Here is a 21,705-nt window from a genome sequence, read left to right as displayed (position 1 = left end):
CCTGATAGATCGAATAAAGACATGCCAAACACACAAGCTCAAGAAATCTCCCCCGGCCTGGTGATCCAGGGCTTTACGCCGCCCTTGCGTTTACGCGACTTCGGCCTCATTGCCTTCGACATGGACTCCACCCTCATCAACATCGAGTGCATAGATGAAATTGCCGATGCCGTGGGCCTGAAAGCCGAAGTGGCCGCCATCACCGAAGCCACCATGCGCGGCGAAATTGCCGACTTCAAGGAAAGCCTGCGCCGCCGGGTGGCGCTGCTCAAAGGTGTGAGTGTCAGCAGCATGGAACAGGTGTACCGCGAGCGCCTGCAACTCAACCCGGGCGCCGCCAGGTTGGTGGAAACCTGCCAAGCCGCCGGCCTGAAAGTGTTGTTGGTGAGCGGCGGCTTTACATTCTTTACGGACCGCCTGCGCGACCTGCTGAAGATCAACTTCACGCGCTCGAACGTGCTGGAAGCGGAAAACGGCGTGTTGACCGGCCGCGTGGTGGACCAGGCCTGGGGCGACATCTGCGACGGCGCCGAAAAACGCAAAATGTTGTTGGAAACCTGCAACGCTCTGGGCCTCACGCCCCAGCAGGCGATTGCCATGGGCGACGGCGCCAACGACCTGCCAATGATGGGTGCAGCCGGTCTTTCCGTGGCCTACCACGCCAAACCCAAGGTACGTGAACAGGCCATGATAGCCATCAACACCGGTGGACTGGACCGCTTGCTAGAAGTCCTGCACTAATAGCAGGTAATTGATTCCCGCAGGTCAACACGGAACGCCTATCATCGTTATCAGATCAGAAGGATTAAACACAAAAGAATCGTCAGCAAGACCAGTCGGGCCCGAGACAGCCGGAACGTATCCATCCTCACAAAGGAGAGTGTTATGACCATCTTCGCGCGTTACCAAAGCCGCTACGAGGCGGCCCAGGAAGAAGAAATGTCTATCCAGGAGTACCTGGATCTGTGCAAGCGGGACCGAGCGGCGTACGCCAGTGTGGCCGAGCGCATGCTCATGGCCATTGGCGAGCCCGAAATTGTCGACACCCGCACCGAGCCCAGGCTGTCGCGCATCTTTGCCAACAAGATGCTGAAGATCTACCCCGCCTTCCGTGACCTGTATGGCATGGAGGAGGTGATAGAAAGCATAGTCTCCTACTTCCGCCACGCCGCGCAGGGGCTGGAAGAAAAGAAACAGATTCTCTACCTGCTAGGCCCGGTCGGCGGCGGCAAGTCTTCACTCGCCGAGAAACTCAAGAGCCTGATTGAGCGTGTGCCCTTCTACGCCATCAAAGGTTCGCCGGTACACGAGTCGCCGCTGGGCCTGTTCAACCCCGCCGAAGACGCAAAGCTGCTTGAGCAGGACTACGGCATTCCGCCTCGTTACCTCAACACCATCATGAGCCCTTGGGCCGTGAAGCGGCTGCAGGAGTTTGGCGGCGACATCACCAAGTTCCGCGTGGTCAAACTACGGCCTTCCGTGCTGTCGCAGGTGGCGGTTTCCAAGACCGAGCCGGGCGACGAAAACAACCAGGACATCTCGTCGCTGGTTGGCAAGATAGACATCCGCAAACTCGAGACCTATTCGCAGAACGATCCGGACGCTTATTCGTATTCGGGCGGCCTGTGCCTGGCCAACCGTGGCGTGCTGGAGTTTGTCGAAATGTTCAAGGCGCCGATCAAGGTGCTACACCCCTTGCTCACCGCCACACAGGAAGGCAATTACAAAGGTACGGAGGGCTTTGGCGCGATTCCTTTCGATGGGCTGATCCTGGCCCACTCGAACGAGGCCGAGTGGCAGGCGTTCAAGAACAACCGCAACAACGAAGCCTTTCTCGACCGGATCTACATCGTCAAGGTGCCGTATTCGCTGCGCGTGTCGGACGAGATCCACATCTATGAAAAGCTGGTGAGCAATTCCTCGCTGGCTGCGGCCCCCTGCGCACCCGATACCTTGCGCATGTTGGCCCAGTTCTCGGTGCTGTCGCGCCTGAAGGAACCAGAGAACTCGAGCATCTTCTCCAAGATGCGCGTCTACGACGGTGAAAACCTCAAAGACACCGACCCCAAGGCCAAGAGTTTCCAGGAGTACCGCGACTTTGCGGGGGTGGACGAAGGCATGCTTGGCCTGTCGACCCGCTTCGCCTTCAAGATCCTGTCGCGCGTGTTCAACTTCGACCACCGCGAAGTCGCGGCCAACCCGGTGCATTTGATGTATGTGCTGGAGCAGCAGATTGAGCAGGAGCAATACGCGCCGGAGATGGAAGAAAAGTACCTGCGGTTCATCAAGGAGTTTTTATCGCCGCGTTATGCCGAGTTCATAGGCAAGGAGATTCAGACTTCGTACCTTGAGAGCTACTCGGAATACGGCCAGAACATCTTTGACCGCTATGTGATCTACGCCGATTTCTGGATCCAGGACCAGGAGTTCCGCGACCCCAACACCGGCGAAATTCTCGACCGCGCCGCACTCAACGACGAGCTGGAAAAAATCGAAAAACCCGCCGGCATCTCCAACCCCAAAGACTTCCGCAACGAGGTCGTCAACTTCGTGCTGCGCGCCCGTGCCCGGCAGGACGGGCAGAACCCGAGCTGGACTTCGTACGAAAAACTGCGCTCGGTGATCGAGAAGAAGATGTTCTCCAACACCGAAGAGCTGCTGCCGGTGATCTCGTTCAACACCAAGGCCAGCAACGAAGAACAAAAGAAGCATCAAGACTTCGTCAACCGCATGATCACCAAGGGCTACACCGAGAAGCAGGTGCGCTTGCTCTGCGAATGGTATTTGCGGGTCCGTAAATCGTCTTAAACCGTGTTGACGACCTTTTTAAAGGGGTTTCTGCATGACGGTGCGCATCGTAGATCGTAGGTTCGACAGCAAACATAAAAGCTCGGTCAACCGCAGCCGCTTCATCCAGCGCTTCAAAGGGCAGATACGCAAAGCGGTGGCCGATGCTGTGAACAAGCGCGGCGTGCGCGATCTCGACAGCGGCGAAAAGATCGGCATCTCCGGCAAAGACATTGGTGAGCCGCAGTTTGAACATGGCCGTGGCGGCGTATGGGAAACCGTGCGGCCGGGCAACGACCGCTTCAACCGCGGAGACCAGGTGGACCGCCCCCCCGGCGGCGGTGCGGGTGGCACCGGCAAAGGCGAGGCCAGCCAAGATGGCGAGGGGCTGGACGAATTCGTTTTCACCCTCAGCAAAGATGAGTTCCTAGACATCTTCTTTGATGAGATGGAGCTGCCCCACCTGGTGAAGCAGCAGCTCGCGCGTATTGACCAGTACCGGCGCATCCGTGCTGGCTACGTGCAGACCGGCGTCCCCACCAACATCAACCTGGGCCGCACCATGCGTGGTGCTGCAGGCCGGCGTGTGGCCATTGCCGGGCCTTATGGCGCGCAGTTGCGCGAGCTTGAAGCCAAGCTCAAGGAGCTGCTGGAAACCCTGGCCGAAGACCACCCCGAGGTGCAACAAGCGCGCCGCGACATCGCCCACCTGCGCGCCAGGATAGAAGCCGTGCCGTTTGTCGACACCTTCGACCTGCGCTACAACAACCGCGTGCGCATTCCGCAGCCCACCACCCAGGCGGTGATGTTCTGCCTGTTGGACGTGTCGGGCTCCATGGACGAAGGCCGCAAGAACGTGGCCAAGCGTTTCTTCATGCTGCTGTACCTGTTCCTGACGCGCAACTACGAGCGCATCGAGGTGGTGTTCATCCGCCACCACACACTCGCCACCGAAGTCGATGAAGACGACTTCTTCACTTCGCGCGAAACCGGCGGCACGGTGGTGTCCAGCGCGCTCACCCTGATGCACGAAATCGTCACCGCGCGCTACCCCAGCAGCCTGTGGAACATCTACGCCGCGCAGGCGTCGGATGGCGACAACTGGCACGACGATTCACCCAAGTGCCGCGCGCTGCTGGAGCAATCCATATTGCCGCTGATGCAGTACTTTGCCTACATAGAGATCACCGACGGTCCGCCGCAAAACCTGTGGGAGGAATACGCCCAGATCAAAAGCAGCCACAACGATAAATTTGCGATGGAGCGCATCGCCACCGTGGCCGATATCTACCCTGTGTTTCGCGAGCTGTTCAAACGCCGCGCCTAAACACACCCACGCGACCGCTCCCACCGAAAGCGCGCCATGCCTCAATCGACGGACAAACCCTCGGCCAGTTCCATTGCTCCAGCAGAACCACAACCCGCCGTGGCGGCTGGAGAATCCGCGAAGCCCCCCACGGCAACACCTTCGCAAGCCGCCAACCCGAACTACCCGCTGCCCGCCGGCTCGGAGTGGACGTTTGAAGCCATAGAGGCCTACGACGAAGCCATTGGCCGCGTCGCCAAACGCTACCGGCTGGACTGCTACCCACACCTGCTGGAACTCATCAGCGCCGAGCAGATGATGGATGCCTACGCCTCCATAGGCATGCCGGTGTACTACCACCATTGGTCTTTCGGCAAACATTTCCTGTCGACTGAAAATCGCTACAAGCGCGGCCAGATGGGCCTGGCCTATGAGATCGTGATCAACTCCGATCCGTGTATTGCCTACCTCATGGACGAGAACACCTTGCCCATGCAGGCGCTGGTAATCGCCCATGCGGCCTACGGCCACAACTCGTTTTTCAAAGGCAACCACCTGTTCCGCCAGTGGACCAGCGCCGACGCCATCATCGACTACCTGGTGTTCGCCAAAAACTACATCGCCGACTGCGAGGAACGTCATGGCGTGGAAGCGGTGGAACGTTTGCTCGACGCCTGCCACGCCTTGGTCAACCTCGGCGTCGACCGCTACAAGCGCTCGCCCCGGCTGTCGCTGGAAAAGGAAACCCTGCGCCAGGCCGAACGTGCGGAGTACCTGCAGGCGCAGGTGAACGACCTGTGGCGCACCTTGCCGCCACGCGCCGAAACCGAGGCCAGCGAGCGCCGGGTCGAAAAACGCTTTCCCGCGGAGCCCGAAGAAAACCTGCTCTACTTCATAGAGAAACACGCCCCACTGCTAGAAGCCTGGCAACGAGAAGTGGTGCGCATCGTGCGCAAAATCGGCCAATACTTCTACCCTCAGCGCCAAACCCAGGTGATGAACGAGGGCTGGGCCACCTTCTGGCACTACACCCTGCTCAACACCTTGTACGACGAAGGTGCGCTGAGCGACGGTTTCATGATGGAGTTTCTGCAGTCGCACACCAATGTGGTCTACCAGCCGCCGTACAACAGCCGCTACTACTCCGGCATCAACCCCTATGCCCTGGGCTTTGCCATGTGGCGCGACATCCGCCGCATCTGCGAAGAGCCGACCGAAGAAGACCGCGAATGGTTCCCCGATATCGCCGGCTCCAATTGGCGCGACACATTTGACTTTGCCATGCAAAACTTCAAGGACGAAAGTTTCATCGCACAGTATCTGTCGCCGAAGTTGATTCGCGAATTCCGCCTGTTCTCGGTGCTCGACGACGATGCCCGCGCCAAGCTCGAAGTGCGCATGATCCACGACGACATGGGCTACCGCGCCATACGCCAGCAGTTGGCCGAGCAATACGACCTGGGCAGCCGCGAGCCCAACATCCAGGTGTGGAACGTCGACCTGCGCGGCGACCGCTCGCTCACACTGCGCCACTTCGCCCATCAACGCCGCCCCTTGGGCGACACCAGTGCCACGGTGATGAAACACCTGGCCTACCTGTGGGGCTTTACCGTACGCCTGGAGCGCGAAAACGCCCAGGGCAAGATGGAACTGGTGGCCGAGCACCGCAACGAAAAACGCCGCCGCAGCGACGAATAGGCCTGCACGGCAAGCCTGCAAGCGGATCTTGGCGGTCCGAATTGGCGTCGCGAAGGTGCCAAAAGTGACGCTGCATCACAACGGTCGCTGTCGCGTGGACCTGTTGCCTGGACATTCCAATACAACTATATAAACTGTATATACCGTTTATTGATTATTTTCCGGAGTTTTCCATGATCCCAGTTCGCACCCGAACCGGCAGCGCGCCACGCTCTCTGGTCAGCATTCTGGCCATGCGTCTGCGCGGGCTGCTCAAGCCATCGCACCAGCCGGTCGCGCCCGGTCGAGCAGGCATGTTTGCGGGCTCGCTGCTGTCACGCGACCCTGACTGAGCGCTTGTGCCTCTGACCAGCAGCCTTCAAATGCTCTCAATAAAAGAGCAAGCTGCGCTTAGCAAATAAGCGCCGAAGGCATTTTTCCTACCCAGCCAAGAAGATCAACGGCGGCCGCAAGCTCATCCGCCCGTGCGCAACACCTGCGGCTGGCCCGCCGCCACGGCAAACTGCGCCAAGGTGCTCACGCCTGCATCGGGCCGCGCCACGTCGTCGAGCACACGCAAACGCACCTGCAACTGCTGTGGTGTGAATTCAGCCACGCCGTAACCCCGCCGCTCAGCCTCGGCAAACACGAAGTGCGGGTTGTACTTCAGCACCCGTTGCGCCCTGACGTCGGTGCCGCCCAGCGAGGTGAGGCTGGTACCGCAGAACTCCACACCCAGGCGCTTGCTGCGCGGATCGGCGTAGTCGGCCAACACATGGCCCACCCAGTTTTCGTGCACGTCGCCGCCCAGCAGCACCGGGTTGGCGGCGCCACTGCGTTGCAGACTTTGCGTGAGGCGGCTGCGTGCCGCGGCATAACCGTCCCAACCGTCGTTCCACCAGCGGGCCTCGGGCGCGGGGCGCAGGCGGCGCGCACCAAACAGGCTTTGCTGGCCTATCACGGTCCAGGTGGTTTGGCCTGTGCTTTGCGTGGCCAAATGTGCATCCAGCCATTGCTCCTGGGCCACGCCCAGCAGGGTGCGTGCGGGGTTGTCCCAGGCCGGGCAGCCTTGTGGGTCCAGCGCACTGGAGCCGGTTGCGCCATCGGCATTGCAGGCTTGTGGGTCCTTGTATTGGCGTGCATCCAGCAGCGCAAGATTGGCCAGCCGGCCAAACGCCGTGGCGCCATACAGGCGCATCTCCGCGCCCTGCGCCAACCCGGCGAGCGAACGCGTCAACACCGCCGCACGCAAGGGTTGGTGTTCGTAATACGCCTGATAGGCGGCGCTACGGCGGGCCGCGAAGTCGGCCACTGGTGTGCCGCTGCGCCCCTGCTGCAGACCGGCGTAGTCGTTTTGCACTTCGTGGTCGTCCCAGGTCAACAGCCACGGGCAGGCCGCGTGCATGGCCTGCAGGTCGGGATCTTGTTTGTACGCGGCGTAACGCGCGCGATAACCAGCCAAGGTCTTGGCAGGGTGTAGTACCTCGGGCTGCGCTTGGGAAAAGCCGCGCACCACCGCGTTCTGGCTGGTGGTCTCGTAGATGTAGTCGCCCAAAAAAAGCACCAGATCCAGGTCTTCGGCCAGCATGTGGCGGTAAGCCGAAAAGTAGCCTTGCTCCCAGCGCTGGCACGAGGCATAGGCCAGGCGCAGGCGGGCGACATTGGCCCCGGGTGCTGGCAGCGTGCGGCAGCGGCCCACGGCGCTCACCGCATCACCGGCCATGAAGCGGTAGTGGTACCAGCGGTCCGGCGCCAGGCCGTTCACCTCCACATGCACGCTGTGCGCCAGCGCCGCCACCGCCGCCACACGCCCCTGCTGCACCGGTTGCTGAAACTGCGCGTCGTGTGCCACTTCCCAGCGCACCTCTAGTGCGTCGTGCAGGTCTTGCGCCAAGGGGCCGAGCAGGCGTGTCCAGAGCACGATGCCGCTCGCAGTCGGTGCACCGCTGGCCACGCCCAGGGCGAAGGGGTTGGCCTGCCACACGGGCCGTGTCTGCGCGTGTGTCGGCAGCCACAAGCCGCTGGCCAGGGCCGGCACACACTGCAGCCATTCACGTCGATTCAATCCTGCTCGCGGCATGTTCATTTGCTACAAAATTCGCAGCTTCCCAGGCATATGGCACAAACCACAAAGGCAGTTTGAATGCCAGTCTTCAAGGCAGCACATAGTCGAACACATAAAGATGCCGGCCTTCGGTGATGTTGATCACCAGCCTGCCCGTCAGGCCCACCAATTCGGCGGTGGCGGAATCGGGCACCACCGTCACGGACTGCTGCGGCACCCCACGCGTCATGCTGGAGTTGTGCTGCAGCACAAACGAGCCGCTGCGCCCATGCAGCGTGCCCGTGACCAACTCCATCGCCACATAACCGGCAGAGCCCTGCGTGGCGCTGCGAAAAGCCAGCATTTCGCCTTGGCTGGTGGCGACCAGATCACCGCTGAATTTTTTATCCAGGGACATACGGCCCAGACCGGTTTTGCCTGCCACTTCACTCAGGGGCGCGGGGCTGAGGACGACTTCAAAAGCGCCCTGTGCCTGTTTTGTGCTGGTCATGTCGCAGCTTTCAAAAAGTTGAATTCAAAGACTATCCGCCCGCGCGCTTCACCTTGAACCCTTGGGCTTGCAAGAGCTTCATCACTGGTTCGCAGTGATCCCCCTGCACTTCGATCACGCCGTCTTTGACTGTGCCGCCGCTGCCGCACGCAGACTTGAGCTTTTTGCCAAGTGCCTGCAGTTCCTCGGCGTTGAGCGGCACACCTTTGACCAGCGTGACAGCCTTGCCACCACGCCCCTTGGTTTCGCGCGACACACGCACAATGCCGTCGCCGGCCGGCACCGCCTGGGCGGCCGCAATCGCCTTGCATTGGCAGGAAGCCATGGGCTGGCGACAGTCGGGGCACATGCGGCCGTTGTCGGTGGAATAGACCAGGCCGCTCAGGCTGCTCAAGCCCGCCAAACCTGTAGATGACTTTGCCTTCAAGACTCAAACTTTCTTCAATCGAGGATGCAGAGGATAAGCCGGGTCGGTAAAGCCCGGCGTAGACGGATGGCCAGCAGGCACCAGTGAATCCACCAGCGCCTCGTCTTCGGCGGTCCATTGGTAAGACACTGCCGGGCTGTAACTTTGCCATTGCGCCAAGGTGCGCGGCCCGGCAATCACCGAACTGACGGCGGCGTTGGCCAGCACCCAGGCGGTGGCGAACTGGGCCACCGTGATGCCGCGCGCTTCGGCGTGTAGCTTCAGCTGCTGCGTGATCTGCAGCGACTCTTCGCGAAACTCGGTTTGTGCCATGCGTTTGTCGCCACGGCCTGCACGCGTGTCGCTGGCGGGCGCCTGGCCGGGCAGGTATTTGCCGGTGAGCACACCCCGTGCAATCGGGCTGTACGAGGTCACACCAATGCCGTAGTGCGCACACGCAGGCAGGATTTCCACCTCGGGCATGCGGTTGAGCAGGTTGTAATACGGCTGGCACACCACTGGGCCGGGCATGCCCAATGCAGCGGCCATACGCACCATCTCGGCTATGCGCCAACCGCGAAAGTTCGATACACCCCAGTAGCGGATCTTGCCCGCGCGCAGCATGGCATCGAGCGCACGCAGCGGTTCTTCCAGATCCATGCCGTTGAAATCGCGGTGCATGTAGAGGATGTCGACGTAATCGGTCTGCAGACGATGCAGACTGGCGTCGATCTCATGCAACATCCAGCTGCGGCTGTAGTGGCCTTGGTTGGGGCGCGTGTCGCCGCTGCCGGCCATGCTGTTGCCCAGCTTGGTGGCCAACACCCAGTCGTGCCGCTGCGCTTTGATGAGCCCGCCCAGCATGCGCTCGGAGGCCCCATGGGTGTAGACGTCCGCGGTATCGATGTAGTTGATGCCCTGGGCATGTGCATCGGCGACGATGGCGGCCGCTTCGTCCTGGGCGGTCTGGTCGCCAAACATCATGGTGCCAAGGCACAAGGCCGAAACTTGCAGATTGCTTTTGCCGAGCGCGCGGTATTGCATGGGCAGACTCCGTTTTGCTAGTTGGATTGAGACTGAAACGGCAGCCAGTTTCGCGCAATTTGCGGGCTTTCACAGCGCCCGACGCAGAAACACCCCTGCGCACCAAGCGGCAACCCATTGAGAACATTGTGTTGCGTTGCCGCCTCCCGTCGACCCGGTGCCCACACCCGTGCCGGGATTTGCCATGCCGGGTAAAGTCGCGTCTTTCAGAACGACAGACGTCAAGGACAACGCTATGGCAAAAACCAGTGAATGGGCGGGCAAGGTCTTGGCCATCATCAAAAGTGGCAACACCAATGCCGCCGTGGCGCAAATCAAGGTCGCACCCACCGTCAAAGACCTGCAGGCACTGCAGATGGCCATGGTCACCGGCAAGCTGGTGGGCCGTTGGCGCGACGTGGATCGCGCGGTAGAGGATAATCTGGTGCTGCTCTCGGCACCGAGACTGCACCGCTCGCCTTGAGTCGGCCCTCCTCTTTTTCTCCACACTCTCCCCATGCCCTTTTCCTCTCTCGGCCTGACGCCGGCGCTGGTACTTGCCGCCGCCGCGCGTGGCTACAACACACCCACAGCGATCCAGCGGCAGGCCATTCCCGCAGTGCTGCGCGGCGCCGACGTGTTGGCCACGGCCCAGACCGGCTCAGGCAAAACCGCTGCCTTCGCTTTGCCGCTGCTGCAAATGTTGCAGCCAGCGCCACGCTCGGCCGACCCCAATGCCTCCATCAGGCCGAAGATCCGCGTCGTGCGCACGCTGGTGCTGGTGCCCACGCGCGAGCTGGCCGCACAAGTAGGCGAGGTGCTGCATGGCCTGGCACAGCAGTTGCCACACCCCACCAAGGTCGCCATGCTGTTTGGTGGTGTCTCCATCAACCCGCAAATGATGGCGCTGCGTGGCAGCGCCGATGTGGTGGTGGCCACGCCCGGCCGTCTGCTCGATCTGGTGGAGCACAACGCCCTGCGCCTGGGTGAGGTGCAGCATCTGGTGCTGGACGAGGCCGACCGCATGTTGGACCTCGGTTTCGCCGAAGAATTAAAACGCGTATTGGCGCTGCTGCCGGCCAAACGCCAGACCTTGTTCTTCTCGGCCACCTTTGCGCCCGAAGTGGAAACGCTGGCGCGTGGCCTGCTGAACGAGCCCGTGCGTATCGCGATTGAAAACACACCAGAACAAGCGCCAGACATCAGCCAACGCGCCATCGAGGTGGACGACGCCCGCCGCACGCAGCTGCTGCGCCACTTGATCAAAGAAAACGGCTGGAGCAGCGTGCTGGTGTTTGTCGCCACGCAATATGCCGCCGAACACGTGGCCGAAAAACTCTACAAAGCCGGCATTTACGCCACCGCTTTCCATGGCAGCCTGAGCCAGGGCGCGCGTAAACAGGTGCTCGCCGAACTCAAGGAAAAACGCTGGGAAGTGGTGGTCAGCACCGACCTGGCCGCACGCGGCATCGACGTCGCACACCTGCCGGTGGTGGTGAACTTTGACCTGCCGCGCTCGGCTACCGACTATGTGCACCGCATAGGCCGCACCGGCCGCGCGGGCGCCAGCGGCATTGCAGTGAGCTTCGTCAACGCCGCCAGCGAAGCCCACTTCCGGCTGATTGAAAAACACCAGCGCCAACGTGTGCCACGCGAGCAGATCGCCGGATTTGAACCTACGGCAACGCTGGCGCCTGTCGCCCCTTCGCTGACCGATCCGCATGGCACCGGCGGCATCAAGGGCAAGCGCCCAAGCAAAAAAGACAAGCTGCGCGCAGCCGCTGCGGCCGCAGGCAAACCGTCCTGAAGATCAGTCTTCCGCGTCGTCGCTGTCGTCCAGGCTGTTGGCCAGGACGCCACCGGCGGCAGGATCACGTGGTCGACGCTTGGCCGGACGGGCCAGAATTTCCAGGTAGTGCTGGCTTGCGCCTTCCTGGAAGGCGGCATCGAGTGCGCCGATCAACTCGGCCACATGCACACTCACCGCGCTGCCGGCATCGGCGCCGCTGCGGCAATCAAAGTCCCAGTAATCGCTGCCCTCTGGCAGCTCGTGGCGGCGCTCGCGTTTCAGATACTTGCGCACCTCGTTTTTCACCGCGTCCAGCACCCGGTCAGGGTTCTTGCCTTCGGGGCGGAGTTGGAAGGTCTTGCGCATAGGGGTACTTTCAAACGGGAAACAGGGAAACGGGAAAACGGAGGCGGAGTATGGCACCAATGCGGCGCGTGTCACCCCGCCCGGCCAAGATGCCCCTCAACAGCCTGCACCTTGGCAAAGCCTGCCTGGGGCAGCGGCTCAATCCGGCTTGAAGTCGGCCTCAAACTTGTTGGCGTCTTCCGGCAACTCAAAGCTGGCCATCTGGCCCATCTTCATGTCCGACAGGCGGCAGGCCGCAAACAAGGTGAACTTGCCCTTGAGGTTAAAGCTGGGCAGGTCGATCAAGTCATAGGGGTAAGGCACAAACACCTTGTGTGCGAACACCTCCAGGTACTCGTTGCGCGGCGAGGGGAAGAGTTTGTACTCTCGGGTTTCAATGGCGCGGCCATTCATGCTGGGTTCACTTTCATGGATTCAACGCTGACCGACAAGCCACACACACACACAGTCGCTACATATTTCGCAGCAGCTTGCGCTTATTCAGCAGGCGTTAGAGGCCTATTTCTCAAACAATCAGAGCGCAGCAGCCAGACGGGCCACACCCTCTTCGATCTTGGCGACATCGGCCGTGGCAAACGACAGGCGCAGTGTGGAGTGGTCGGGGTTGGCCGCATAAAACGGCGCGCCGGGCACAAAGGCCACGCCCTTTTCAATCGCGCGTTTGGCCAGCACCGCACCATCGTCCACCTTGCCGTGGGCGCCGGTGAGGCTGGCCCAGAAGAACAGACCACCACCGGGCTGGGTGAAGGTGATGGCGTCGCCCAGCTCTTTCTTTAAGGCCCGGCCCATGGTGCGGGCGCGCTCGGCATACACCTGGCGCACCTTGGCCAGCGTGCCGGGCATACGGCCGGCCTTGAGGTACTGCGCAGCGGTCGCCTGGGCAAAGGTGCTGGTATGCGCGTCGCTGAACTGTTTACACATGGTGGCCTTGGCCAGCAGTTCTTCGGGGCCAATCATCCAGCCCACACGCAGGCCGGGGCTCAGCACCTTGCTCAGACTGCCGCAGTGCGCCAACCATTGGCGGCTGCCGGGCACACCGGCGCTCAAGGCCAGCAGGCTGGGCGGTGGTGCTTCGTCGAAATACAGGTCGCCATAAGGATCGTCTTCCATCACCAGGGTCTGGTACTGCACGGCCAGCTCCAGCACCTTCTTGCGCCGCGCCATCGACAGGGTGGCACCGCTGGGGTTGCCAAAGGTCGGGATGAGGTAGACGAACTTGGGCTTGTGCTCGGCGATCAAGGCCTCCAGCACATCGGTGCGCACACCGTCGGCATCGATGGGGGCCGAGATGATTTCTGCGCCATACAGGCGGAAGCACTGGATGGTGGCCAGGAAGGTCGGGCCTTCCACAATCACCTTGTCGCCCGGGCCGATCATGGTTTTGCCCAGCAGGTCCAGCGCCTGCTGGCTGCCGGTGGTGACGATCAAGCCCTCGGGCTTCACGTCGGCCGCCCCCTTGTGCGCCATGAAGCTGGCGATCTGCTCGCGCAGCGGGTTATAGCCTTCGGTGGCGCCGTATTGCAGCGCGCTGCCGGGGTCCTGGCTCAGCGCCAGTTGGCTGGCTTCGCGTATACCTTCCACGTCGAACATCGCGCTGTCCGGAAAGCCGCCCGCAAAACTGATGATGCCGGGCTTGCCCAGCAGCTTGAAGAGTTCGCGTATGGCGGAGGTTTCAACGTTGTTGAGGCGGTCGGCAAACGGCAGAGATGGTGGCAAAGACATGGCGTTGGCTGGCTTGAAGCAAGGTGAAGCGAGAAGACGCCCATTCTCGCCCATCTCGCAGGACCGCAGCCAAACGGGCCAAAGGACTACATCCGGGCCCGCAGCGGCGAGGCCCAATAAGTGCATGAGCCTAGACAAAATTCGCACCGGCCAAGCGCCTGGCCCGCTGTCGCGCGAGCAGTTCCACGAACGCTTCACCGGGCACTTTTGCGACCCGGCGTTTGCGGGCGAAAAAGAGGCCATTGCACGGCTTGAGGCCATCGCCTGGGAGGCGCTGAAAGAAGGCCGCAAGGCGCCCCTGACCAAACCGGCGGGCCGGGGATTCAAAGACCCCAGCTACGAAATTTCAGTGGAATGGCTGGAAACCCGCAAACGCCTGAAAGCCGCGCAAAAACGCTGGAGCGACAGCGATGCCCCCTCCCGCGTGTTGCTGGTCTGCGGCAGCGCGCGCAACGATGGCACCTGCCCCGGCGAAATCTCCAAGACCTGGCGCTTCACTGAAATGGCCAAGCGTGTGGTCGAACGTGCTGGCATGCAAGCCGATGTACTCGACCTGAGCCTGGTCACGTCCGAATACGGTGTCAACATCTACCCCTGCAAGGGTTGTGCATCCAGCACCATGCCACTGTGCCATTGGCCCTGTAGTTGTTATCCGAATCATGCGCTGAATCAAGCTGACGACTGGATGGCCGAGATTTATGAACGCTGGGTGGCGGCCCACGGCGTGGTCATCCTGGCGCCCACCTATTGGTACCAGTCGCCCGGCCCGCTGAAACAAATGATAGACCGCCTGGTCTGCGCCGATGGCGGCAACCCCGACCCGACCAGCACCCATGGCAAACATCTGCTGGAAGCCAAACAAATCGAACAACGCGGCTGGCATTACCCCAAACACCTGGCCGGCCGCGCCTATGGCGTGGTGGTGCATGGTGATGTGGCGGGCATAGAGGTCCACCGGCGCAACCTCACCGACTGGCTTGACTGGATGGGACTGATAGACAGCGGCAACGCCGCCAAGCTGGACCGCTACATCGGTTACTACGAGCCTTACTACAACGCCCACGAAACGCTGGACAAGGACAAGGCTGTGCAGGAAGAGGTGCGCAACGTGGCGCGCGCCGTGGTGCAAGCCGTGAAAGATTTGCGCGCCGGAAAGCTAAACCCGCCAGACCGGCATCTGAAGAAACCACGCACCAAATAGGCAGTTTTAAAGCCGCTCCCACATCCCCTCCCAAACCACCCAACCCTTGAAGGACTCACCATGAGCGAAAAATCAGCCAGCGTCATCTGGAACGGCTCGGGCAAAAGCGGCACCGGCCAGATCAGCACCGAAACCGGCGCCCTGATGGACTATCCCTACGGCTTTGCCAGCCGTTTTGGCGACGACCGGCGTGGCACCAACCCCGAAGAGATTCTGGGCGCGGCACATGCGGCCTGCTTCACCATGGCGTTTTCCTTCGCCTGTGAAAAAGCCGGCTTCCCCACGTCCACCATAGACACCCGCGCCCAGGTGCGGCTGACGCCGCAGGGTGAAGGTTTTGTGATCGACCGCATTGCACTGACCATGAAGGCCAGCGTGCCCGGCCTGGAAGAAGCGCGCTTCCAGGAAATCGCTGCGGCCGCCAAACGCGACTGCCCGCTTTCCAAGGCCCTGGCCAGCGTGCCGGAGATCAGCCTGCAAGCCACGCTGGAAGCGGCGAAGTCTTGAGGCAACACCTGCCGGCGCCGGCTCAGTAGTGCAGCTTGGGATACCAGTCGGTGCCGCGTCCCTCGGGCGTGAGGTCCAGCATGGACCAGAGCGACGCAATGTCTGGCGCATCCCGCGGGTCCTGGCCCGGGTCGGCCATGTCCTGGGTCATCTCGCTGGCCCAGAACAGCCGCACCTGGTCACCATCGCGCTGGAACACCGTCAAAGCCGGGTATTCGCTGCCATCGGGCCGCAGAATGCCCAGGTCCAGCGCGTAGTCGTCGCCCACGGTCTGCACAAAGTTCAGGTCGCGCCAGCCGCGCTGCTGCGCAAATGCGTATTGCCGCTCCACCGGCGAGCGCCCCAGAATCTTCAGCGCCACACGTTGTTTGATGTCCGCCGCATTGCCGTTCACCGCACCAAGCCAGTTGGTGCACATGGGGCAAGGCCGCTCACGTTGCGGGCCATACATCCAGAAGTAACTCACCAGGGTTTGTTTGTCGCCAAACAAATCCAGCAGCCCAACCTCAAACGCCTGTTCGTCCTTGAAGCGATAGTTTTTGCTGATGATGGGCCCGGGCGGCAGCGCGCGGCGCTGTTCAACCACGCGTGTCATATGGCGGCGGAATTCGATCTCCTCGGCCAGCAGCGCTTCACGTGCGGCCTGGTATTCGGCCGATGCACCGGGGAACGGTGTTTTCGCTTTGCTGGCGAGTATGGTGGCCGAGGCGAGATCTTGGTCCATAACGCTGCTCCAGACGAATTCCATTAGGCATTACACAAAACCCAGCAGCCCCGCAACCCGGGCCTGAGGGCGCCTCAATGTGGGCGGTTTTTGCCGTCCACCGGCGACTCGGTGTGCATGACACACTTCCAGTCACCATTGCTCTTGATCCAGGTCGAGCTGTCGTGCATCTCCTGGAAAACACTCTCGCCCTCGCTCTGGCCACGCGGCGCCAGGCCCTGCTTAACGCGGTAGCTGAGCACGGCAGTGGTCTCATTGGGAAACAAGACCTGTGTATCTTTCAGCTCAAATGAAGTCACCACCATGGCCCCCTGCTCGGCCATCTTGCGGTAGGCCGCGTGGTCAAATTTCAGAGCACCATGGGCACTCACCATCAGGGCGGGGCTGCTCAGCAAACCGATAGCAGTGTCGGTATCTTGCGCCACCATGGACTGCCAGAACCGGGTCTCCAAGTCGAGCAGCGTTTTACTTGAATTGTTTGTATGCGCCATTTCAATTCTCCAAGGCTGAATTGAAATATTCGTCGGCCATGCACAAAACCGCCGCGAGACAAGGCGCACACAGCGTGTAGGGCAGGGCTGACATGCTCGGACGCTCGCCGCCCCGCGGGGTCATCAAGAAGCGCCGAGCGCGCGCTGCGTGGGTTTGCTCAATACCTTGGCGGCTGGCACAGGGACAACAACTGCGGCCGCGTGTGATCGTGCCGGGGCATGCAAAGCTGGCTCGCCACCGGCCAGTTTGAACACCGCCACAACCTGCACCAGCTCCTGTGCCTGGGTGCGCAGGCTGGACGCCGCGGCGGCCATTTGCTCCACCAGCGCAGCATTTTGCTGGGTGGCCTGGTCCATCTGCGTGACCGCTTCACCCACTTGCGAAACACCCTCGCTCTGCTCGGCGCTCGCCACCGAAATTTCGCCCATGATCTCGGTCACGCGGCTGATCGATTCCACCACTTCCGTCATGGTGGTGCCGGCTTGGTCGACCAAGGCCGTGCCCTGTTCCACCCGCTCCACGCTGGCGCTGATCAGGCTCTTGATTTCTTTGGCGGCCTCGGCGCTGCGACCGGCGAGCGAACGCACTTCCGACGCCACCACCGCAAAACCACGCCCCTGCTCGCCCGCACGCGCCGCTTCCACGGCAGCGTTCAGCGCCAGGATGTTGGTCTGGAACGCAATACCGTCGATCACACTGATGATGTCGGAGATCTTGCGGCTGGACTCGTTGATGCCCTTCATGGTCTGCACCACTTCGCCCACCACCGTGCCGCCCTTGACCGCCACCGTGGAAGCATTCATCGCCAGCTGGTTCGCCTGGCGCGCGCTGCTGGCGTTCTGTTTGACGGTGGAGCCCAGTTGTTCCATGCTGGCGGCGGTTTGTTCCAGCGCGCTGGCCTGCTGTTCGGTACGCGCCGACAAATCGTTGTTGCCTTGAGCGATTTCAGCGCTGGCCGTAGCAACCCCCTCGGAGCCATGGCGCACATTGGCCACCACACCCGCCAGGTTGCCACGCATACGTTCCATGGCATGCAGCAGTTGCGCCGGTTCGTCGGTTCCATCCACCCGCATGGCAACGGTCAAATCGCCATCGGCAAATTCATTCGCAGCAGACACGGCAACGGCCAGTGGGCGTGTGATCGAGCGTGTGAGCAACAGCGCCAATACCGCACCGAGCAGGATCGCCACCACACCCAACGCAAGCAAGCGGGTTTTGCCCGTCGCCGCATTCTCGGCAATGGCCGTGTTCATGTCGTCAATCGTTTTACGCTGGTAATCCAGCACAGCCTTCAAGGCTTCAATATAGGCGGGGCCGGCCACGGCAAACTGCGTGTCGTGTATGCGATTCGCCTCTTCGGCATTGCCGGCACGTTTGGCGGCCATCATAGGGTCACGCGCGCCCAGATAAGCCGTACGTGCGGCGTTGAACTTCTCCAGCAACGGCCCCTCGCCTGGGTCTTTGGGGAAAGCCGCCAGCGCCTTGACGATTTCGTTGCCGCGTGTGGTGTTGGCCTTGACCTCATCGGTAAAGATGGCCTCCAAGGCCGGATCCGCGCTCTTGGCAATGGCTTTGCCACGCGTCACCCCTACGGCCACGTTGCGCAATTGTTCGTCCAACAACCGCTCCTTGGCCAGCGGCGTGTCCATCATTTCCTTCACGGCGGCAGAGGTGCTGTCCAGCCGCCAGATGCTGACCAGGAGCATTAGCGCCAACAGCGCCAGGATCACCGCAAAGCTGGCCCCAAGCCGAGTGCCGACACGCAGATTGTTGAGCTTCATCCAGGATCCTTAGGTATTGCAAATCAAAATAACGACAACAAAAATACGTGAACGGCCGCAACAGGCCCTTGTTCTGCGCGCAATATAGCGGTCCCGTCGCACAACCACGGCCGGAGTTGGCGGGCTTTTCAAGTGCTACTCCGGCAGACAAAATCGGCAGCTCAGCAAACGGCTTGTTGGCTGACAGGCGATACCCCAAGCCGCCGACAACCGCGCCCGCCCAGGCGCGCCATGCTCGGCAGCAAACTGCTGACTGCGCGAAACAAACAACACTCCACCCTGACGCCCAAATCACCCGTGCCGTCCGTCAACCCACTGCAGGCAGCCATTTTTTCGGCACACCGAAAAATCTGCCAGGAGACCGCCATGAGCCCGTTCACCCCAGCCACTGTCACGGATTCGCAACGCCAGCACACGCTGCTGCCACGCGCGCTGATCGCCACCAGCCTGGCGCTGGCCTGCGTCGCCGCGACCGCCCAATCGGCAGCCGGCATAGGCCCCGCGCCGCAACTGCCGGAACCGCAGAAACAATGGATTCCCACGGTCAATGTGGCCACGGCCGTGGGCTGGCCCGAGGGCGGGAAACCGAGCGCCAGTGCAGGCTTGAATGTGGAGGCCTTTGCCAGCGGGCTGGACCATCCGCGTTGGGTCTACGTGCTGCCGAATGGCGATGTCCTGGTGGCAGAAACCAATGCGCCGCAGCGCCCAAGAGACGGCAAAGGCTTCAAGGCCTGGGTCACCGGCCTGTTCATGAAGCGCGCCGGGGCCAAGGTGCCCAGCCCCGACCGCATCACGCTGCTGCGCGACACCAATGGCGACGGTGTGGCCGATCAACGCAGCGTTTTTGCGTCCGGCCTGCATTCACCATTTGGCATGGCGCTGGTGGGCGACAAGTTGTACATCGCCAACACCGATGCGGTGGTGAGTTATGACTACAAGCCCGGCCAGACCCAGGTGGAAGGCCCGGCCACACGCCTGACCGACCTGCCCGGTGGCGCCATCAACCACCATTGGACCAAGAGCCTGATCGCCAGTGCAGACGGCAAAAAGCTCTATGCCGGCATAGGCTCCAACAGCAACGTGGCCGAAAACGGCATTGCCGCCGAAGAACAGCGCGCGGCCATTCTGGAGATCGACGTGCAAAGCGGCGAAAAGCGGGTTTATGCCTCGGGCCTGCGCAACCCTGTGGGCATGGCCTGGGAGCCGAACAGCCAGATGTTGTGGGTCGCGGTCAATGAACGCGACGAGTTGGGCGACGACCTGGTGCCCGACTACATGACCTCGGTGCGCGACGGCGGCTTTTACGGCTGGCCCTACAGCTACTACGGCCAGCACGTTGATACACGTGTGGAACCACCCCGCCCCGACCTCGTCGCCAAGGCGCTGGTGCCCGACTACGCGCTGGGCGCACACACCGCCTCTCTGGGCCTGGCCTCGGCCGATGGCAACAAGCTTGGCCCCAGCTTCGCACACGGCATGTTTGTGGGCCAACATGGCTCGTGGAACCGTAGGGAGCACAGCGGCTACAAGGTGATCTTTGTGCCGTTTGACGGTGCCCAGCCCAAGGCTCAACCCATCGATGTGCTCACGGGCTTTTTAAACGACAAAGACCAGGCCATGGGCCGCCCCGTGGGTGTGGCACTCGACAAAGGTGGCGCACTGCTGGTGGCCGATGACGTGGGCAATGTCATCTGGCGCGTCAGCCCAGGTCGTTAAGCCACGCGGCAGACATGGTTTAATCCCCAGAAGATGCACCTCCTATCGATACACCGCAGCTTTGCCGTTCTGTGTTGCGTGTTGATATTTTCGGGCTGCGCGCAGTTGCCGCCGCGCGAAGTCGAGGCGCTGAAAACCCAGCCCATAGACACCTCGCAGACCCGCCTGGCGCGTACGTTTGCGCCCGCCGTGCAGGCCCACCCGCAACGCAGCGGTGTGCACCTGATAGAAAATGGCCGCGACGCTTTTGCCATCCGGGTGCTGCTGGCTGAAGCCGCCGAGCGCACGCTCGATGTGCAGTACTACATCTGGCGCGATGATGTTTCCGGCGGCTTGATGCTGGACGCGCTGAGCCGCGCCGCAGAACGCGGCGTGCGGGTGCGTTTGCTGTTGGACGACCTGGGGACCAGCGGCCTGGACGAAAAACTCGCTGCCCTGGACGCCCACCCGCTGATCGAAGTGCGTTTGTTCAACCCGTTCCCGCAACGCGGCGCCAAGTACCTGGGCTTTTTGACAGACTTCAGCCGTTTGAACCGGCGCATGCACAGCAAGTCGTTCACGGTTGACCACCAGGCCACCGTGGTGGGCGGCCGCAACGTCGCCGACGCTTATTTCGGCGCCACCACCGAGACCCTGTTTGTTGATCTGGATGTGCTCGCTATAGGCCCTGTGGCACAAAAAGTGGATGAAGCTTTTGAGCGTTTTTGGGATAGCGCCTCCGCCTACCCCATTGCCCAGCTGCGCCCGCAGACAACGCCGCCGCCAGCGCCTGCAGTTTCGCTGGCGCCACTGGTCACGCAAATGCAAAACCCCGACCTCACAGCCGAGGCGCGCGCCTATCTGCAAGCCGTCACACAGTCGACTTTTGTGGCCTCCCTGCTCGCGCAGAAGATAGACCTGGAGTGGGCGCCAGTGCAGTTGGTCAGCGACGAGCCTGAGAAGGTGGTGGGCGGGGAGAGCCAGGCTTCGCTGCTGCACAACCGCATGGCGCGCATCGTTGGAAAACCCAAGAGCGAGTTTTATCTGGTGTCGCCGTACTTCGTGCCCACGCAGAGTGGTTACGACTGGTTTGCCGGCCTTCGCAAGAGCGGCGTCAAGGTCAAGGTGCTGACCAATGCACTCGAATCAACCGATGTCACCGCCGTGCATGCGGGGTATGCGCGCTGGCGGCGTCCCCTGCTCGAAGCGGGTGTAGAACTGTATGAAACCCGCCGCGCGCAAATCGACACCGATCTGGAAAAAGACAAGAAGCCACAGCGTTCGCAACGTTCCCAGGGTTCGGGCATAGGCCTGAGTTCGGGTGAAAGCCTGCACGCCAAGACCTTTGCGGTAGACCGCCAGACCTTGTTCGTCGGCTCGTTCAACTTTGATCCACGCTCGGTGCGGCTCAACACCGAAATCGGCCTGCTGATCCAAAGTCCGCACCTGGCCGGCATGCTAGCCAAAACCTTTGACGAACAGGTCGCCCAGCAGTCCTACGCGCCGCGCGTGGCGCCCGACGGGCACATCGAGTGGTTTGACGAAGGCAGCGGCCCACCGGGGCAGCCCGTGGTGTTTGAACACGAGCCCAACGTGGGTTTCTGGCGCAGCCTCTACGTGCGTTTTCTGCAACTGCTGCCGATCGACTCCCTGCTCTGAAGCCGTGTTGATGCG

21 protein-coding genes are annotated in these 21,705 nt (G+C 61.7%); 11 read left to right on the top strand and 10 right to left on the bottom strand.

Annotated elements, in window-relative coordinates; translation table 11 throughout:
- Positions 1-21 precede the first annotated feature (21 nt).
- The 5 genes from serB (at position 22) to ACFQ95_RS01040 (ending at position 6,123) form a co-directional block, all read left to right on the top strand.
- Complete coding sequence (serB, locus tag ACFQ95_RS01060) at positions 22-741, top strand: phosphoserine phosphatase SerB (RefSeq protein ID WP_422828931.1); 720 nt, start codon at positions 22-24, stop codon at positions 739-741.
- A gap of 144 nt (positions 742-885) precedes the next feature.
- Complete coding sequence (locus ACFQ95_RS01055; RefSeq protein ID WP_422828930.1) at positions 886-2,808, top strand: PrkA family serine protein kinase; 1,923 nt, start codon at positions 886-888, stop codon at positions 2,806-2,808.
- Between the two features lie 34 nt (positions 2,809-2,842).
- A complete protein-coding gene (locus tag ACFQ95_RS01050) occupies positions 2,843-4,114 on the top strand; it encodes a YeaH/YhbH family protein (RefSeq protein WP_422828929.1) in 1,272 nt (423 codons plus the stop codon).
- 36 nt (positions 4,115-4,150) lie between these two features.
- Positions 4,151-5,791: a SpoVR family protein gene (locus ACFQ95_RS01045; RefSeq protein WP_422828928.1), complete on the top strand. Its 1,641-nt coding sequence runs from the start codon at positions 4,151-4,153 to the stop codon at positions 5,789-5,791.
- A gap of 173 nt (positions 5,792-5,964) precedes the next feature.
- A complete protein-coding gene (locus tag ACFQ95_RS01040; protein ID WP_422828927.1) occupies positions 5,965-6,123 on the top strand; it encodes a hypothetical protein in 159 nt (52 codons plus the stop codon).
- Positions 6,124-6,245: 122 nt separating this feature from the next.
- Here the strand turns inward: ACFQ95_RS01040 and ACFQ95_RS01035 are convergent, their stop codons facing one another.
- The 4 genes from ACFQ95_RS01035 to ACFQ95_RS01020 form a co-directional block, all read right to left on the bottom strand.
- Entirely contained in the window at positions 6,246-7,850 is a 1,605-nt protein-coding gene (locus ACFQ95_RS01035) for an alkaline phosphatase D family protein (protein WP_422828926.1), read from the bottom strand.
- Between the two features lie 73 nt (positions 7,851-7,923).
- The gene (locus ACFQ95_RS01030) at positions 7,924-8,325 is read right to left on the bottom strand and encodes a DUF3224 domain-containing protein (protein WP_422828925.1); all 402 of its coding nucleotides are present in this window, start codon (positions 8,323-8,325) and stop codon (positions 7,924-7,926) included.
- Between the two features lie 31 nt (positions 8,326-8,356).
- Positions 8,357-8,728: a translation initiation factor Sui1 gene (locus tag ACFQ95_RS01025; protein WP_422829223.1), complete on the bottom strand. Its 372-nt coding sequence runs from the start codon at positions 8,726-8,728 to the stop codon at positions 8,357-8,359.
- A 27-nt stretch (positions 8,729-8,755) separates the two neighbouring features.
- Positions 8,756-9,775, bottom strand: coding sequence for an aldo/keto reductase (locus ACFQ95_RS01020; RefSeq protein ID WP_422828924.1), 1,020 nt, complete (start codon positions 9,773-9,775; stop codon positions 8,756-8,758).
- A gap of 235 nt (positions 9,776-10,010) precedes the next feature.
- Between ACFQ95_RS01020 and ACFQ95_RS01015 the strand changes: the two genes are divergently transcribed.
- Together ACFQ95_RS01015 and ACFQ95_RS01010 are read left to right on the top strand one after the other, a co-directional pair.
- Complete coding sequence (locus ACFQ95_RS01015) at positions 10,011-10,238, top strand: hypothetical protein (protein WP_422828923.1); 228 nt, start codon at positions 10,011-10,013, stop codon at positions 10,236-10,238.
- 33 nt (positions 10,239-10,271) lie between these two features.
- Positions 10,272-11,561 carry a DEAD/DEAH box helicase gene (locus ACFQ95_RS01010; protein WP_422828922.1) on the top strand — a complete coding sequence of 430 codons (1,290 nt, stop codon included), beginning with the start codon at positions 10,272-10,274 and terminating at the stop codon, positions 11,559-11,561.
- A gap of 3 nt (positions 11,562-11,564) precedes the next feature.
- Here the strand turns inward: ACFQ95_RS01010 and ACFQ95_RS01005 are convergent, their stop codons facing one another.
- The 3 genes from ACFQ95_RS01005 to ACFQ95_RS00995 all read right to left on the bottom strand — a co-directional run bounded on the left by ACFQ95_RS01005 (position 11,565) and on the right by ACFQ95_RS00995 (position 13,613).
- Positions 11,565-11,909, bottom strand: a complete 345-nt coding sequence (locus tag ACFQ95_RS01005) for a DUF6172 family protein (RefSeq protein ID WP_422828921.1) — start codon at positions 11,907-11,909, stop codon at positions 11,565-11,567.
- 138 nt (positions 11,910-12,047) lie between these two features.
- Complete coding sequence (locus tag ACFQ95_RS01000; protein ID WP_422828920.1) at positions 12,048-12,302, bottom strand: hypothetical protein; 255 nt, start codon at positions 12,300-12,302, stop codon at positions 12,048-12,050.
- Between the two features lie 120 nt (positions 12,303-12,422).
- Positions 12,423-13,613 (bottom strand): PLP-dependent aminotransferase family protein, encoded by a 1,191-nt coding sequence (locus ACFQ95_RS00995; RefSeq protein ID WP_422829222.1) that lies wholly within the window; start codon positions 13,611-13,613, stop codon positions 12,423-12,425.
- 142 nt (positions 13,614-13,755) lie between these two features.
- Between ACFQ95_RS00995 and ACFQ95_RS00990 the strand changes: the two genes are divergently transcribed.
- Complete coding sequence (locus ACFQ95_RS00990) at positions 13,756-14,832, top strand: flavodoxin family protein (protein ID WP_422828919.1); 1,077 nt, start codon at positions 13,756-13,758, stop codon at positions 14,830-14,832.
- 60 nt (positions 14,833-14,892) lie between these two features.
- A complete protein-coding gene (locus ACFQ95_RS00985) occupies positions 14,893-15,339 on the top strand; it encodes an OsmC family protein (RefSeq protein WP_422828918.1) in 447 nt (148 codons plus the stop codon).
- Positions 15,340-15,361: 22 nt separating this feature from the next.
- Here the strand turns inward: ACFQ95_RS00985 and ACFQ95_RS00980 are convergent, their stop codons facing one another.
- From ACFQ95_RS00980 to ACFQ95_RS00970, 3 genes are all read right to left on the bottom strand, one after another.
- Positions 15,362-16,063: a DUF899 family protein gene (locus ACFQ95_RS00980; protein ID WP_422828917.1), complete on the bottom strand. Its 702-nt coding sequence runs from the start codon at positions 16,061-16,063 to the stop codon at positions 15,362-15,364.
- Between the two features lie 74 nt (positions 16,064-16,137).
- Complete coding sequence (locus ACFQ95_RS00975) at positions 16,138-16,554, bottom strand: nuclear transport factor 2 family protein (protein WP_422828916.1); 417 nt, start codon at positions 16,552-16,554, stop codon at positions 16,138-16,140.
- Positions 16,555-16,677: 123 nt separating this feature from the next.
- Complete coding sequence (locus ACFQ95_RS00970; RefSeq protein WP_422828915.1) at positions 16,678-18,336, bottom strand: methyl-accepting chemotaxis protein; 1,659 nt, start codon at positions 18,334-18,336, stop codon at positions 16,678-16,680.
- 366 nt (positions 18,337-18,702) lie between these two features.
- On the opposite strand from ACFQ95_RS00970, the gene ACFQ95_RS00965 reads away from it, so the two are divergent.
- Together ACFQ95_RS00965 and ACFQ95_RS00960 are read left to right on the top strand one after the other, a co-directional pair.
- Complete coding sequence (locus ACFQ95_RS00965; RefSeq protein WP_422828914.1) at positions 18,703-20,052, top strand: PQQ-dependent sugar dehydrogenase; 1,350 nt, start codon at positions 18,703-18,705, stop codon at positions 20,050-20,052.
- Positions 20,053-20,130: 78 nt separating this feature from the next.
- Complete coding sequence (locus tag ACFQ95_RS00960) at positions 20,131-21,690, top strand: phospholipase D family protein (protein WP_422828913.1); 1,560 nt, start codon at positions 20,131-20,133, stop codon at positions 21,688-21,690.
- Positions 21,691-21,705 lie beyond the last annotated feature (15 nt).

This window comes from Variovorax sp. HJSM1_2 (assembly GCF_049316285.1).
In the GTDB taxonomy this organism is placed as follows: domain Bacteria; phylum Pseudomonadota; class Gammaproteobacteria; order Burkholderiales; family Burkholderiaceae_C; genus Rhodoferax_B.
The sequence above is the reverse complement of the archived record's forward strand: the minus strand, read 5'-3'. Positions and strand labels throughout refer to the sequence as shown.